At 40.5% G+C, this 15,121-nt stretch carries 15 protein-coding genes; 12 read left to right on the top strand and 3 right to left on the bottom strand.

The window, feature by feature from the left end:
- Positions 1-32 precede the first annotated feature (32 nt).
- A complete protein-coding gene (locus FTT71_RS12575) occupies positions 33-869 on the bottom strand; it encodes a pyruvate, water dikinase regulatory protein (protein WP_004973178.1) in 837 nt (278 codons plus the stop codon).
- A 155-nt stretch (positions 870-1,024) separates the two neighbouring features.
- Between FTT71_RS12575 and ppsA the strand changes: the two genes are divergently transcribed.
- The 11 genes from ppsA to dnaB all read left to right on the top strand — a co-directional run bounded on the left by ppsA (position 1,025) and on the right by dnaB (position 12,597).
- Positions 1,025-3,403 carry a phosphoenolpyruvate synthase gene (gene ppsA, locus FTT71_RS12580; RefSeq protein WP_004973175.1) on the top strand — a complete coding sequence of 793 codons (2,379 nt, stop codon included), beginning with the start codon at positions 1,025-1,027 and terminating at the stop codon, positions 3,401-3,403.
- Between the two features lie 74 nt (positions 3,404-3,477).
- Positions 3,478-4,275 carry an RDD family protein gene (locus tag FTT71_RS12585; protein ID WP_004973172.1) on the top strand — a complete coding sequence of 266 codons (798 nt, stop codon included), beginning with the start codon at positions 3,478-3,480 and terminating at the stop codon, positions 4,273-4,275.
- 302 nt (positions 4,276-4,577) lie between these two features.
- The gene (gene cyoA, locus FTT71_RS12590; protein WP_004973169.1) at positions 4,578-5,651 is read left to right on the top strand and encodes a ubiquinol oxidase subunit II; all 1,074 of its coding nucleotides are present in this window, start codon (positions 4,578-4,580) and stop codon (positions 5,649-5,651) included.
- Between the two features lie 3 nt (positions 5,652-5,654).
- Positions 5,655-7,643 (top strand): cytochrome o ubiquinol oxidase subunit I, encoded by a 1,989-nt coding sequence (gene cyoB / locus FTT71_RS12595; protein WP_096900904.1) that lies wholly within the window; start codon positions 5,655-5,657, stop codon positions 7,641-7,643.
- Positions 7,644-7,646: 3 nt separating this feature from the next.
- Positions 7,647-8,264, top strand: coding sequence for a cytochrome o ubiquinol oxidase subunit III (gene cyoC, locus FTT71_RS12600; RefSeq protein ID WP_004973159.1), 618 nt, complete (start codon positions 7,647-7,649; stop codon positions 8,262-8,264).
- Positions 8,264-8,590: a cytochrome o ubiquinol oxidase subunit IV gene (locus FTT71_RS12605; RefSeq protein ID WP_004973158.1), complete on the top strand. Its 327-nt coding sequence runs from the start codon at positions 8,264-8,266 to the stop codon at positions 8,588-8,590. Before cyoC ends, FTT71_RS12605 begins: the two co-directional genes overlap by 1 nt.
- 10 nt (positions 8,591-8,600) lie before the next feature.
- Complete coding sequence (cyoE, locus tag FTT71_RS12610; RefSeq protein WP_004973155.1) at positions 8,601-9,479, top strand: heme o synthase; 879 nt, start codon at positions 8,601-8,603, stop codon at positions 9,477-9,479.
- A gap of 354 nt (positions 9,480-9,833) precedes the next feature.
- Positions 9,834-10,223 (top strand): 30S ribosomal protein S6, encoded by a 390-nt coding sequence (gene rpsF / locus FTT71_RS12615; RefSeq protein WP_004973153.1) that lies wholly within the window; start codon positions 9,834-9,836, stop codon positions 10,221-10,223.
- Between the two features lie 11 nt (positions 10,224-10,234).
- Positions 10,235-10,462 (top strand): 30S ribosomal protein S18, encoded by a 228-nt coding sequence (gene rpsR, locus FTT71_RS12620; RefSeq protein WP_004719336.1) that lies wholly within the window; start codon positions 10,235-10,237, stop codon positions 10,460-10,462.
- A 9-nt stretch (positions 10,463-10,471) separates the two neighbouring features.
- Positions 10,472-10,918, top strand: a complete 447-nt coding sequence (gene rplI, locus FTT71_RS12625) for a 50S ribosomal protein L9 (protein ID WP_004973150.1) — start codon at positions 10,472-10,474, stop codon at positions 10,916-10,918.
- Between the two features lie 233 nt (positions 10,919-11,151).
- Positions 11,152-12,597 carry a replicative DNA helicase gene (gene dnaB / locus FTT71_RS12630; protein ID WP_004973149.1) on the top strand — a complete coding sequence of 482 codons (1,446 nt, stop codon included), beginning with the start codon at positions 11,152-11,154 and terminating at the stop codon, positions 12,595-12,597.
- A 21-nt stretch (positions 12,598-12,618) separates the two neighbouring features.
- On the opposite strand, the gene FTT71_RS12635 is transcribed toward dnaB, so the two are convergent.
- Positions 12,619-13,185: a hypothetical protein gene (locus FTT71_RS12635; protein WP_026438364.1), complete on the bottom strand. Its 567-nt coding sequence runs from the start codon at positions 13,183-13,185 to the stop codon at positions 12,619-12,621.
- A 466-nt stretch (positions 13,186-13,651) separates the two neighbouring features.
- Here FTT71_RS12635 and alr point away from each other — a divergent pair, with 466 nt between their 5' ends.
- Positions 13,652-14,728, top strand: coding sequence for an alanine racemase (gene alr, locus FTT71_RS12640; protein WP_180161010.1), 1,077 nt, complete (start codon positions 13,652-13,654; stop codon positions 14,726-14,728).
- Between the two features lie 109 nt (positions 14,729-14,837).
- On the opposite strand, the gene FTT71_RS12645 is transcribed toward alr, so the two are convergent.
- A partial coding sequence (locus FTT71_RS12645; protein ID WP_180161011.1) for an IS30 family transposase occupies positions 14,838-15,121 on the bottom strand: 284 nt, incomplete at its 5' end.

Raw genomic sequence — 15,121 nt, forward strand, 5'->3', positions numbered from 1 at the left:
AAATTTTGGCTCTTTTAATACATATAGTTTCATTAACCAATACGACGTTTTAAACCTGTCATTTGTAAAACACGTGTTGAAATTTCTTCAATCGACATTTCTGAAACATTTAAATATTTAATCCCTTCTGAAATATAAATACCTTCAATCGCACGCAATTCCATTTGGCATTGATTAAAACTTGCATAACGGCTATTGGCTTTACGTTCAGTACGAATTGCCACAAGGCGTTCAGCATCAATCATCAAGCCAAATAACTTATGTTTATGCGGCTTTAATACGGCTGGCAAACGGTTGTCATCGAGGTCTTCTTCAGTCAATGGATAGTTCGCCACACGAATCCCGAACTGTAAAGAAAGGTAGATGGAAGTTGGCGTTTTACCCGAACGCGACACCCCAATCAGAATCAGATCGGCCTTGTCGTAATGACGTGTACGTGCGCCATCATCGTTATCTAAGGCAAAATGCACCGCATCAATACGTGCCTTGTAAGATTCAGAATCTGTTACGGCATGCGTCTGCCCGACCAAAGTGGTTGGTGGTGTTCCTAACTCTTCAGAAAGCTTACTAATTAAGCCTTCAAATACATCTAAATTAATTGCTTTGGCAGTGTTGATAATGTCACGCACATATTGGTCAACCAAGGTATCAAACACCAAAGGTAATTGACCATCAATTTGTGCTCGGGCATTAATCTCTGCCACCACATTCATAGCCGCTTCTTCAGACGTAATATAAGGATGAATATGAATATCAAAGTCCACATTTGGAAATTGCGCTAAGAGTGAATGTCCAAGGGTTTCAGCCGTAATTGCAGTTCCATCGGAAATAAAAAAAACACTCCGCTTAATTTGTTTACCATCTGACATTAAAATTCTCCTTAAACATTTGTCTTAGTGCTATATAATCTTTATAGTAAACCGATCTTACATGACTGTCGCTTAGTAAAACCAAATTGCTAAGTAGATTTATTATAATTTCATGACAAGATAGTGATTAATACTGCAAAAGTGGAGTAACAACTTTGGAAGCGCGCGTAATTGGTCTGGAAAAATTAGGGAAACACGATGTTGAGCTCGTGGGTGGGAAAAACTCATCTTTGGGCGAAATGATCAGCCACTTATCTAATGCTGGTGTATCGGTACCAGGTGGCTTTGCAACAACAGCTGCTGCTTATCGTGAATTTCTCGAGCAAAGTGGCCTAAACGCTAAAATTCAAGCAGAGCTAAAAACACTCAATGTAGATGACGTGAATGCGCTTGCTGAAACTGGTGCAAAAATTCGTCAATGGATTGTCGACACTCCGCTTACTGCATCACTAGAACAAGAAATCCGAGTTGCTTTTGAAGCACTCTCTAACGGCAACCCAAACATCGCGGTTGCCGTTCGTTCATCTGCAACTGCAGAAGATCTACCAGACGCATCTTTCGCAGGTCAGCAAGAAACATTCCTAAACATCCGTGGCATTGACAACGTATTAATTGCCATTAAAGAAGTTTTTGCATCTTTGTACAACGACCGCGCGATTTCTTACCGTGTACACCAAAACTTTGACCACGATGTCGTTGCTTTGTCTGCAGGCGTACAACGTATGGTACGTTCAGAAACTGGCGCTGCTGGTGTAATGTTTACCCTAGATACAGAATCTGGTTTCCGTGATGCTGTATTCATTACTGCTTCTTATGGTTTGGGTGAAATGGTGGTTCAGGGTGCAGTTAACCCAGATGAATTCTATATTTCTAAGCCTTTATTAAAAGCAGGCAAACACTCAGTTTTACGTCGTAACCTTGGCTCTAAACACCAAAAAATGATTTATGGTGAAGAAGGCGCGGCTGGTAAATCTGTAGTTGTGGTCGATGTTGAAAAACAAGATCGCCAACAGTTCTCTTTAAATGATCACGAACTACAAGAATTAGCGAAACAAGCGTTAATTATTGAAGAACATTATCAAGCGCCTATGGATATTGAATGGGCAAAAGATGGTGATGACGGTCAAATCTACATCGTTCAAGCACGTCCTGAAACTGTAAAAAGCCGTGAAAACGTCGGTACTATGGAACGCTACCTATTGAAACAAAAAGGTACGGTCATTTGTGAAGGTCGTTCAATTGGTCAGCGTATCGGTTCTGGTAGAGTCCGCGTTGTAACGTCTATTAAAGAAATGGACAAAGTTCAGGAAGGTGACGTTCTTGTTTCAGACATGACTGATCCAGACTGGGAACCAGTGATGAAACGTGCTGCTGCAATTGTCACTAACCGCGGTGGTCGTACTTGTCACGCTGCAATTATTGCCCGTGAATTAGGCGTACCTGCAATTGTAGGTTGTGGTAATGCAACTGAAGTTTTGACTGATGGTCAGGAAGTTACAGTTTCTTGCGCCGAAGGCGACACAGGTTTCATTTATGAAGGTGCTTTAGATTTTGAAGTTCAAAAGAACTCAATCGAATCTATGCCTAAACTTCCGTTCAAAATCATGATGAACGTTGGTAACCCAGACCGCGCATTTGACTTTGCTCAAATTCCAAACGAAGGGATTGGTCTTGCACGTTTAGAATTCATCATCAACCGTATGATTGGTGTGCATCCTAAAGCATTGCTTAATATTGACAGCTTACCACGTGAAACACGTGCAGCAGTTATGGCGCGTACTGCGGGCTATTCATCGCCAATCGAATTCTATGTAGAAAAATTGGTTGAAGGTATTTCTACCCTTGCTGCTGCATTCGCTGACAAACCAGTGATTGTGCGTATGTCTGACTTCAAATCAAACGAATACGCAAACTTAATTGGTGGTAAGTTATATGAGCCAGAAGAAGAAAACCCAATGTTGGGCTTCCGTGGTGCAAGTCGTTATGTGTCTGACAATTTCCGTGACTGCTTCGAGCTTGAATGTCGTGCCTTGAAAAAAGTACGTGACGAAATGGGCTTAACCAACGTACAAATTATGATTCCATTTGTACGTACCGTTGCTGAAGCAAAACGTGTGATCGAATTGCTTGCGCTGAATGGTTTAAAACGTGGTGAAAATGGTCTGAAAGTGATCATGATGTGTGAATTACCAACCAACGCATTGTTGGCTGAACAATTCCTTGAGCACTTCGATGGTTTCTCTATCGGCTCAAATGACTTAACTCAGTTAACACTTGGTTTAGACCGTGACTCAGGCATTGTTTCTCACCTGTTCGATGAACGTGACCCTGCAGTGAAAGCATTACTTTCTATGGCAATTCACGCATGCCGTAAAGCAGGTAAATATGTCGGTATCTGTGGTCAAGGCCCTTCAGATCACCCTGACCTTGCACGTTGGTTAATGGAACAAGGTATTGAATCTGTATCTTTAAACCCAGACTCAGTTTTAGACACTTGGTTCTTCCTTTCTGAAGAAAAAGCTCAACAAGCGTAGTAAAACGTGTTAAAAGAAAACCCATGCACCTGCGTGGGTTTTTTTTCAAATTCATTTTTTGAGATTTTATATTTATGCAAATTTACTTGGCACGAAATAATCAACAAGCTGGGCCATACACCTTAGAGCAGCTCAACCAAATGCTCGCCAGCCAACAAGTGTTGCTGACAGATTTGGCTTGGCACCAAGGCATGAGCGAATGGAAAGCTTTAGGTGAACTCACCCAAGGTAAACTTGTATATGAACCACAAGGCTACGTCAGCACACCACCTGCCCCTGAACATTCACCTTTTCAAAATACAGATTACACGGCTACAAACACATCACGACCAAGCTCAGCATCATCAAATTCAAGAACACAGGCAACAAAAAATGAATTGGCGAGCATTAACCAACGTGCTTTAGCCAAAATTATAGACATGTTGTTATGGTTGCCTGCAGCAGCACTTCCCTCTTTTTTCTTAAATGCGGACCAGTTTGAACAATTGTCTGGTTTACAACAAAAAATGCAGGCAGCGACAACGTCTGATCAAGCCATGCAATTGCAAACTGAACTCTTTCAGCTCATTCCAATGCAAGCTTGGCAAGCGGTGGCAATTTATTTATTGATTATGCTGGGCATACAAGCCTTCCTGCTGGCTAAAACTGGACAAAGTATTGGCAAACGTCTGACTAAAATTAAGATTGTCGATGCTGAAACCGATGAAAAAGTCAGCCTAATGCGTGTGTTTACTATTCGCTCTATCATTTTCATTATTTTGAATATGATGTTTATGCCCTTCATCACAATTTTAGATTATGGCTTTGCATTTGGTGCAAAACGACAGGCTTTGCACGATAAACTCGCCAAAACCAAAGTCGTAAAGCAATAATTTGATTTTATTTATTCAGGGATGATTGATCATCCCTTTTTTCTTATAATATTGATAAATATAAATAAATTAAAATTAACACAAATAATTCCGAGTATAAAAATTGGTTTTCATTCCCTCCACTTAAAGCCGCTTTATGTGTAGCTTAGTTTGTCGATATCAGGCATAATGCCCTACAACGTAGCGGTGTCCGATGATTAAGAAGACTTTTTCATCTTTTTTGATGTCTTTTTAATCATGCGACACTTTAATCGCTATCCCATATTAAATTAGGGAATGGGACTCTTCACCGAGGTTGTAAAATGAGACAAACGATTTTAGCTGTATTGTCTTTATCTACGATGGCTGCACTCTTAACTGGGTGTGGCGGTGATTTAGTACTTCTGAACTCAAAAGGTCCAGTTGCAGCAGGTCAAAGTAACCTGATGATGACTGCGATTTACCTAATGCTATTGGTGGTTATTCCATCTGCAATTATGGCATTGTGGTTCGGTTGGAAATATCGCGCATCGAATAAAGACGCAGACTATCAACCAACATGGTCACACTCTACTGCAATTGAAATTGTAGTATGGGGTATACCTGTTATTATTATTTGTATTTTAGCTTGGTTAACTTGGTGGGGTTCCCACAAGTACGACCCTTACCGTCCGCTAGAATCCGAAAAAGCTCCTTTAACTGTTCAAGTTATTGCTGAACAATTTAAATGGATCTTCATCTACCCAGAACAGAACATTGCTACTGTTAACGAATTACGCTTCCCAGAGCAAACGCCTGTAAGCTTACGTTTAACATCTAACTTCACAATGAACTCGTTCTTTATCCCTGCATTATCTGGTCAGATTTATGCAATGGCGGGTATGCAAACTCACTTGAACGTTTTAGCAGACAACACGGGCGAATTCCGTGGTTTCTCATCTAACTACTCAGGTTATGGTTTCTCGCAAATGCGCTTTAAAGCTCACTCTGTAACTCAAGCTGATTTTGAGCAATGGGTAACAGCTGTTAAAGCAGGTCAAGGTACGACTATCAATCCTCAAGCTGTTCAAAAAACAGTTTTAGATCAAGCTGAATTTGCTTCTTTACGTGACGGTAACCGTTCACAGAAACAAATTGATGCAATGGTTCGTAACGCCAAAACTGAATTAGAGAAAAAACTTGCTGCAACGGCTTTAAAAGAAGGTCCATATAAGACTCAGCCACATCCTGTGACTTATTACTCTTCTGTTGAGCAAGGCTTGTTTGAATCAGTGATCAATAACTATATGAGTAACTACCATGGTGCTGACCATTCAGCTCCTGTAGTGGCTGGTGAAGCGCCTGCTTCTGAAACTCATGTAGCAGTTGAACATGCGACTGCTTCTCAAGGGGAATAAGACATGAGCTTATTAGGTAAGTTAGGTCCAGATGCAATTCCTTACGATCCAATCGTATTGGTAACTGTTGCAGCGATGATCTTAGGTGGTCTTGCAGCGATTGCTGGTATTACCTACTTCAAAAAATGGGGCTACTTGTGGAACGAATGGTTCACATCTGTAGACCATAAAAAAATTGGTATCATGTATATCTTTGTATCTGTAGTCATGTTACTTCGTGGCTTCGCAGATGCGATCATGATGCGTCTTCAACAGTTCCTTGCGAAAGGTGGTGGTGAAGGCTATTTACACCCAGAACACTATGACCAGATTTTCACCGCACACGGTGTGATCATGATCTTCTTCGTGGCAATGGGTCTTGTTGTTGGCTTAATGAACATCTCTGTACCATTACAGATTGGTGCTCGTGACGTAGCCTTCCCGTTATTAAACTCTTTAAGCTTCTGGTTATTCGCTGGTGCTGCAGGTTTAATGATGGTTTCACTTGCATTGGGTGAATTCGCTGCTACAGGTTGGATGGCTTATCCTCCTCTATCTGGTATCGAATATTCTCCAGGTGTTGGTGTTGACTACTATATTTGGGCACTTCAGGTTTCTGGTCTAGGTACGCTTCTTACTGGTGTTAACTTCTTCGTTACCATCATCAAAATGCGTGCGCCTGGCATGAAACTTATGGACATGCCTGTTTTCACTTGGACAACATTAGTTACTGCGGTACTTATCATTGCAACATTCCCAGTTTTAACTGCGACAATTGCAATGTTAACGCTTGACCGTTACTTCGGTTTCCACTTCTTTACGAACGACATGGGTGGTAGCCCAATGTTGTATGTAAACTTGATTTGGACATGGGGTCACCCAGAAGTTTATATCTTAGTATTACCAGCATTTGGTATTTACTCAGAAGTAACTGCGACTTTTGCTCGCAAAACATTGTTCGGTTACAAATCAATGGTGTACGCAACTGTTGCAATTGGTGTGTTATCACTTGTTGTATGGGTTCACCACTTCTTTACCATGGGTGCAGGTGCCAACGTTAACGCGTTCTTCGGTATCATGACCATGATTATTGCGATTCCTACTGGTGTGAAAATCTTCTCTTGGTTATTCACCATGTACAAGGGTCGTATTACCTACACTACCCCAATGCTTTGGACACTTGGCTTCCTTGTGACTTTTGGTATCGGTGGTTTAACAGGTGTATTAATGGCAGTTCCACCAGCGGACTTCCTTGTACACAACTCTTTATTCCTAATTGCTCACTTCCATAACGTAATTATTGGTGGTGTAGTATTCGCGATGTTCGCAGGTATCATTTACTACTGGCCAAAAATGTTTGGTTGGAGACTCAATGAAACTTGGGGTAAAGCAGCATTCTGGTTCTGGTTCTTCGGTTTCTACTTTGCATTCATGCCACTTTATATCCTTGGTTTCATGGGTATGACTCGTCGTTTGAATACATATGACAACCCAGAATGGGATCCATACTTGGCAATTGCGTTCTTCGGTTCTGTGTTAATTGCTATTGGTCTATTCTGCTTCGTTATGCAGATTGTGGTTGGCTTCCTACAACGCAACCAACGCTTAGACCTTACTGGAGATCCATGGGATGGCCGTACGCTTGAGTGGGCTACTTCTTCTCCAGCACCGTTCTATAACTTTGCTCACCTTCCAAAGATCAATGGTATTGATACTTTCTGGACTGACAAAGAAAATGGTGTTGCATACGCTCGTCCAACTAAGTATGAAGATGTCCATATGCCAACTAACCGTGCAGCTGGCTTCATAATTGCAATGTTTATTACAACTATGGGCTTCGCATTAATCTGGCATATTTGGTGGCTAGCAATCGTTACGTTCATTGCGGCAATCATCAGCTTCATCGTGAGTTCTTTCACGAAGAAAGTGGACTACTATGTTCCTGCTGCTGAAGTTGAGCGTATTGAAAACGAACGCTATGCGATCCTTGAAAAACACTTGAAGAAGGACTAAGACATGGCTGAAGTACTTCATCACGACAACCACGGACATGATGATCATCACCACGATGATACAGACATCACCGTCTTTGGTTTCTGGACCTACTTGATGAGTGACCTTGTAATTTTTGGTACACTTTTCATCGCGTTCGCTGTATTAAGTAGCCACGTTCCAGTAGGCACTCCAACAGCTAAAGATTTGTTTGGCGAGTCATTAGGCTTCGTTTTAACAGAAACTTTTGCCCTGTTGATTTCTTCTGTAACTTTCGGTTTTGCCGTTTTAGCTGCTTACAAGAAAGATGTTGCTAAAGTTCTAACTTGGTTAGGCGTGACTTGGGTTTTCGGTGCGATCTTTATTGGTATGGAACTTTATGAGTTCAACCATTTAGTTCACGCTGGACATGGTCCAAGTGCGAGTGCGTTCTTATCTGCGTTCTTTACTTTGGTTGGTACGCACGGTATTCACGTAACTTCAGGTTTAGTTTGGATGATCGTGTTAATGGTTCAAATCAAGAAATATGGTTTGACTATTCCGAACATGCGTCGTTTAGCTTGCCTAAGCTTGTTCTGGCACTTCCTTGACATCGTTTGGATCTGTGTATTCAGCGTAGTTTACTTGATGGGAGTTCTCTAATGAGTCACGATCACAACTCTGCTGGTGCATCACACGGTAACACTAAGCAATATACGATTGGCTTTATCCTTTCTGTTATCCTTACCATTATTCCTTTTGGTATGGTTATGGCAGGTGGTTTTGGCCGTGGTATTTTGATTACTGTTATTTCGATTACAGCAGTTGCTCAGATTCTTATTCAATTAATTTATTTCTTGCATATGAATTCTTCTTCAGAGCAACGTTGGAACGTGATTGCATTCGTGTATACCATTCTGACCATTGCCATCCTTTTGGTTGGTTCTGTATGGATCATGAACTACCTACACTACAACATGATGATCTAAACTGGTTGTCATGCTGAAAAAGTATTTATTCCTGACAAAGCCAGGAATTCTCTTTGGTAATTTTATTACCACTTTGGGTGGCTACTTTGTAGCTGCCCAAGGTTCTGTAGATTTCCTTCTCCTACTGCTTACTCTGCTTGGTACAACGCTTGTTGTCGCCTCAGGATGTGTGGTCAACAATATTATTGACCAAGACATCGACCAAAAAATGCAACGCACACAAAACCGTGCTTTAGTGAAAAAAACTGTTTCTGTTCCTATTGCGCTGATTTATTCAGTGGTATTGGGCATAATTGGTTTTAGCATTTTATGGTTTGGAGTTAACGCATACGCTTTTCTTTTTGCACTGATTGGTTTCGTGGTTTATGTCGGCTTTTACAGTCTATGGACCAAACGCACAACAATTCATCAAACCATTATTGGCAGTATTTCAGGCGCAAGCCCACCTGTCATTGGTTATACCGCTGTTGCAAATCAATTTGACTTAGCTGCACTACTTATCTTTTTAGGTTATGCACTTTGGCAAATGCCCCACTCTTGGGCGATTGCAATTTACCGTTTTGATGATTACAAAAATGCGGGGATTCCAATTTTGCCAGTTGCTCGTTCAATTTTACGAACGAAAATTGAATCACTAATTTATGTGGTGTTATTTACCGTTGCCATGAATGGACTGTTTGTATTTGGTTATGCAAACTGGCTATATCTGGTTATTTTGAATGCACTTTGTATTTATTGGTTCTATATTGGCGTCATTGGCTTCAAAGCAGAAAATGATCAATTATGGGCAAAACGCTTTTTCCTATTTTCGGTTATTTTAATTACTGTTGTGAGTTTATGTTTTAGCTTTACAGCAACCGCACCAAGCACGCAAATCATACTTTTTTAAAAGATAGAGTTTAGCTCTATCTTTTAATGGAGTGCCTACCCTCTCCACACTTCAATATTTAAATAATAACAATTTATCTGTCTTTGATTTATTCGTCCTTAATAATTTTCGAATTAAACACTCTAAAAGTTAGTGACATACAAATACAAAGTATAAAATTTAAATTCCAATCATAGATGCAAAATATTACATTCCCTTTTTACCCAAGCCGATCTTTTCTTAGACCAAGCCTTGTATTTACTTGGTAAAAGCTCTAAAATTCACGCTTCGCAATTTTGCGACACAACTTCGGTTGTGACTCCTTGCTTCTGGCTCAATTTAGTCAGGGGCTGCATAAACCGTAAGGAGCTGACAATGCGTCACTACGAAATCGTACTTTTGGTACACCCAGACCAAAGCGATCAAGTTGTGGGTATGGTAGAACGTTACCTAACTCACATCAAAGAAGCTGAAGGTCAAATTCACCGTTTAGAAGATTGGGGCCGTCGTCAATTGGCTTACCCAATTAACAAAATTCACAAAGCGCACTACATTCTTATGAACGTTGAATGTGGTCAAACTACGCTTGACGAGTTAGAAGAATTGTTCCGTTATAACGACGCGATCCTTCGTAGCTTGATCATCCGTCGTGAAAACGCTATCACTGAAGAGTCATTATTGGCTAAGAGTGCTGAAGAAAAACGTGCGCGTAAAGCTCAACGTGAAGAAGCACAACACGCTAACCAAGACTCTGCTGAAGCTTAAGGAGAACATCAATGGCACGTTTTTACCGTCGTCGCAAGTTCTGCCGCTTTACAGCTGAGAACGTTACGTACATCGACTACAAAGATATCGATACACTAAAACAGTACATCACTGAAAATGGCAAGATTGTTCCTAGCCGTATTACAGGTACTAAAGCTCGTTACCAACGTCAATTAGCGCTTGCTATTAAACAAGCTCGCTACTTAGCGTTGATCCCTTACACTGACAATCATAAGTGAGGTTGAGCTGTGGATATTATCTTATTACAACGCATTAAGAACCTTGGTAAATTAGGCGATAAAGTTTCAGTTAAAGCTGGTTACGGCCGTAACTACTTGATCCCTCAAGGTAAAGCAGTTGCTGCAACTGAAGCAAACACTGCAGCATTTGAAGCTCGTCGTGCTGAACTTGAGAAGCAAGAAGCTGAAATTTTAGCTGCTGCTCAAGCACGTGCTGACCAATTGAACGAAGTTAACATCGTAATCACTGCTAAAGCTGGTGATGAAGGTAAACTTTTCGGTTCTATCGGTACTCGTGACATCGCTGACGCGTTAACGAATGCTGGTCTTGAAGTTGACCGTGCAGAAGTTCGTTTACCAAACGGTGCGCTTCGTCACACTGGTGAATTCAACATCGCAATCCAATTGCACCATGATGTTGTTGCTGAAGTTCTCGTTACTATCGTATCTGAGTAATTTTCTGCAAAAGAAAAGAGCATGCCTAATCGCATGCTCTTTTTTTGTCTTTAGAATATACAGTTAGTACAATTTTCCTAAATCGATCTATACGCTTTGACTTATCCTTCACCAAAATCTACTCGCTTTTTTTTCTAGAGGGCGTATCATCGGGAAGTGGAAAGAATATGAGTTTCAAGTTCTATCCCCCGTGCATTATTCAGCATTTACTGTTTTAAAAATCAGGGATTTATATGTCACAGGCGACTGCTAGCGCAAAGCAACATACTGCAAAGTCTGATCTAAAACCAAATGAGAACAGCCCGCTTAAAGAGTTTCGTACCCCACCGCATAACTTAGCCATCGAACAAGCTGTTTTGGCTGCGTTAATGACTGTGGCCGAATCTTTTGAACAAGTGGGTGATGTGCTACAAGAATCTGATTTTTACGCGACACGCCACAAATATATTTTCCGCGCCATTGATTCTTTGTCTAAAGAAAACTCACCTTATGATGCCGTATTGGTGAATGACTGGCTGATTAAACAAAATTTACTTGAAGCTGCAGGCGGGGAAGAATACTTAATGCAGCTCATGGCAGACTCGCCTTCTAGTTTTTATAACCTAGAAACCTATGCCACGAAAATTAAAGAATTCTCGACCCTCAGAAACATGATTAAAGTCAGTTCTGAAATTTTACAAAATGCCTATGACACCAAAGGTCGTAGCGTAAGTGAAATTTTAGACTTGGCCGAAACCAATATTTTCCAAATTGCCGAACAACATAATAACAATGCCAAAGCACAAGGCCCAAAAGCCATTTCGAGCGTGGTTGCCGATGTATTCGACAAACTTGATGAACTTTCTAAAATGGAAGGTAACATCACAGGCTTAACCACAGGCTTTGTGGAGTTAGATAATAAAACTTCGGGCATGCAAGCGGGTGACTTGATTATTGTCGCTGCGCGTCCATCTATGGGTAAAACCACCTTTGCCATGAACTTGGTCGAAAGTGTTTTGTTTAACAATGATTTGCCTGCCCTTGTCTACTCTATGGAAATGCCTGCAGACTCAATCGCAATGCGTTTAATTTCTGCATACGGCAAAGTGCATCAAGGGAATTTACGTTCAGGTAAACTCAGTGGCGATGAATGGTCAAAAGTCACAGGCACGATTTTACAACTGCAAGAAAAGCATTTGTATATTGATGACTCATCTGCCCTGCCGCCTACGGAAGTACGTGCACGTGCGCGACGCATTGCCAAACAACATGGCGGTAAAATTGGCTGTATCATGGTCGATTATTTGCAGTTAATGAAAGTCCCAGGCATGGGCGATAACCGTGTCGGCGAAATCTCAGAAATTTCACGTAGCTTAAAAGCCTTGGCCAAAGAGATGAACTGCCCTGTGATTGCTTTGTCACAGCTCAACCGCTCATTAGAGAACCGCCCCAACAAACGTCCTGTGATGTCTGACTTGCGTGAATCTGGTGCAATTGAGCAGGATGCGGATTTAATCATGTTTATTTACCGCGACGAAGTTTACAATAAAGAATCTAAAGAAGCAGGTACTGCCGAAATTATTATTGGTAAACAGCGTAACGGCCCAATTGGTACGGTACGTCTTGCTTTTGAAGGGCAATATACGCGTTTTAGTAACTTATCTCCTGAGTATTATGCTCAGTATGATGATGAAGAGTAATGCTTGCATTGCTCTTTTTTATTAAAACCATGTTTTAATCTGACTTATTAACTTTGCCCACCATAGTTTCCAACTTGAGAGTAAATTATAATCTTGACTATTTTCTTCCATTTCAAGTGATGGAAATGCTTTATTTAATTGCTTGCATGTCGGATACTTTTGTTGCAGTTGCGCCAAATAATGTGTCTGATCATAGTCTATAAAACCATCTAAAATCCCAACCTCTGATCTATCGACTGTAGAACAATTTGAGGTCTGCTTATTCCAAGCTAAAAATGGGACAATCGGTTTAGATAAAACAAGCTGGTCATTCTTACAGTTTAATGTTGCAAATGAAACTACTTGATATTGCTGGGGTTTAGCACCATCTGGTGCATAAGCTAAACCAATAATTAATTGGTTTTTAGCTGTACTTTTACCTGAAAATCCACTGTACCATTGAGTAGGCTTTTTATATTTAACCTCATCTAGTATTGAGCGAAAAATAAATTGACCTGAACTGAGTTCAAAAATGAAGTCTGAACTCTCCTGTACTGCCAGTGAACCTTGGTAACGGGCAATAAAAACGTCATTGGGTGAATGTGGCATACAAGCCATAACTGACTGACAAAAAAATAAAGTACTCCATCCCAGATAACAAAATATTTTCATTATTTATTCAACATATCCAAGTTTAAAATGCATTGTTTAATCTCTCTTTGAGTTCATTTAAATTACGAACCCACTCTCCACAATCATCTGAATCTTGCCATAACTCGTACAGTTTAGAATTTCCTGAGTGAGAGCATCTAACACCATAATAGCTTTTAGAACGTATAGTTTTATATGAAAAATAAAGTCTGAAACTTTTACAAATTATTTGCAATCAATAACCTAATAGATTTTTCGATCTTAAATTAATTTATGATCAAAAACTTAAATGTTCATGTCTATTTGAGGTTGATAGGTCTACAATAGTGAATATTTTTAAATAGAACTATTTTTAGTATTTATTTATCACTCCACAGTGTATCTAACACAAATTACCAATTGTCATTCCCAAGGAGTATTTAGGGTGCGCCAAGCAACAGTTTATATTGACAGTCAGGCACTGCAATATAATTTAAACCGTGTCAAACAACTTGCCCCAACAGCAAAAATTGTTAGCATGGTCAAGGCCAATGCTTACGGACATGGTGTAAAAGACTGCTTAGCAGCCTTAAAAGACAGCGATGCCTTTGGTGTCGCTTGCGTTGAAGAAGCCTTAGAAATTCGTGAATTGGGATATACGCAGCCCATCACCCTGATTGAAGGTGTTTTTTCTGCCGATGAAATGCAAAGTGTGTTAGCACACAAATTAGAATGTGTGGTGCATCATCAAGCACAGCTCGACTGGCTGCTACAACATAAAGCTGATTACATCACACAAGGCTTAAAAGTCTGGGTCAAACTCAACAGCGGCATGAATCGTTTAGGTTTTAAAATTCCTGAAATTATTGATGTGATTCACATGCTCAAAGCCGAAGGTTTTACCTGTGTGTTGACCATGCATTTTGCCAATGCCGATGGTGATCATGCTTTAAATGATCAACAAGTCGCGCAATTTTTGCATGTCAAAGACAATTGCAGCCCTATTCTTGCTTCTTGCTGTAACTCTGCTGCAATCTATCGTTATCCCGAATTGCATTTTGATTATGTACGCCCAGGCATTATGCTTTACGGTGCAACGCCTTTTGCCGCACATAATGTGCATACACTCGACTTAAAGCCTGTGATGACTTTAAGCGCAGAAGTGATCGCACTAAATGAAATTGATGCAGGCGAACACGTCGGCTACGTTTCAACCTTTACTGCAGAACAAGCCATGCAAATTGCGATTGTTTCAATTGGCTATGGCGATGGTTATCCACGTACATTTGTGCAGCCAAATTTTGTTGCGATTGGTACAAAATTAACGCCTGTACTTGGTCGTGTGTCTATGGATATGATTGCCATTGATGTCACAGGTTTAGACGTTGAATTAGGCACACAAGTTGAACTATGGGGCAAACACCGTTTGGTGGATGATGTTGCCACAGCCAATGGTACGATTGGCTATGAGTTGTTGTGTCGTTTAAGCCCTCGCCCACAGCGCAAGGCAACCAGCATTTAACTTTCTTTTTTCGATCTGTTGCATGTAGCAGTTTTGCTGCATGCAATCGTCTAAGCCATTCTCTTTTTCTTTCTTATATTTTTCTTTTCGCTTTTTATTTTCGGCGGATTCAAGCGGCAAGTGCAACAGTATAAAAACTAGACATAACTTCACTCGGTGTATACCAACCTAGGGTTTTTCTAGGACGATGGTTGAGTGCAAATTCTATCTGCTCTATTTGTTCGTTTGACACGTCATCAAACGATGATGATTTTGGCAGATATTGCCGGATTAAACCATTCGTATTTTCATTTCTAGCTCGCTGAATAGACTTGTAAGGATCAGCAAAATACGTCTCTATGCCAGCATCAGTAATTCTTTTGTGTTCGGAAAATTCTTTGCCATTATCAAATG

This window comes from Acinetobacter sp. YH01004, assembly GCF_013420455.1.
Lineage (GTDB): Bacteria > Pseudomonadota > Gammaproteobacteria > Pseudomonadales > Moraxellaceae > Acinetobacter > Acinetobacter towneri.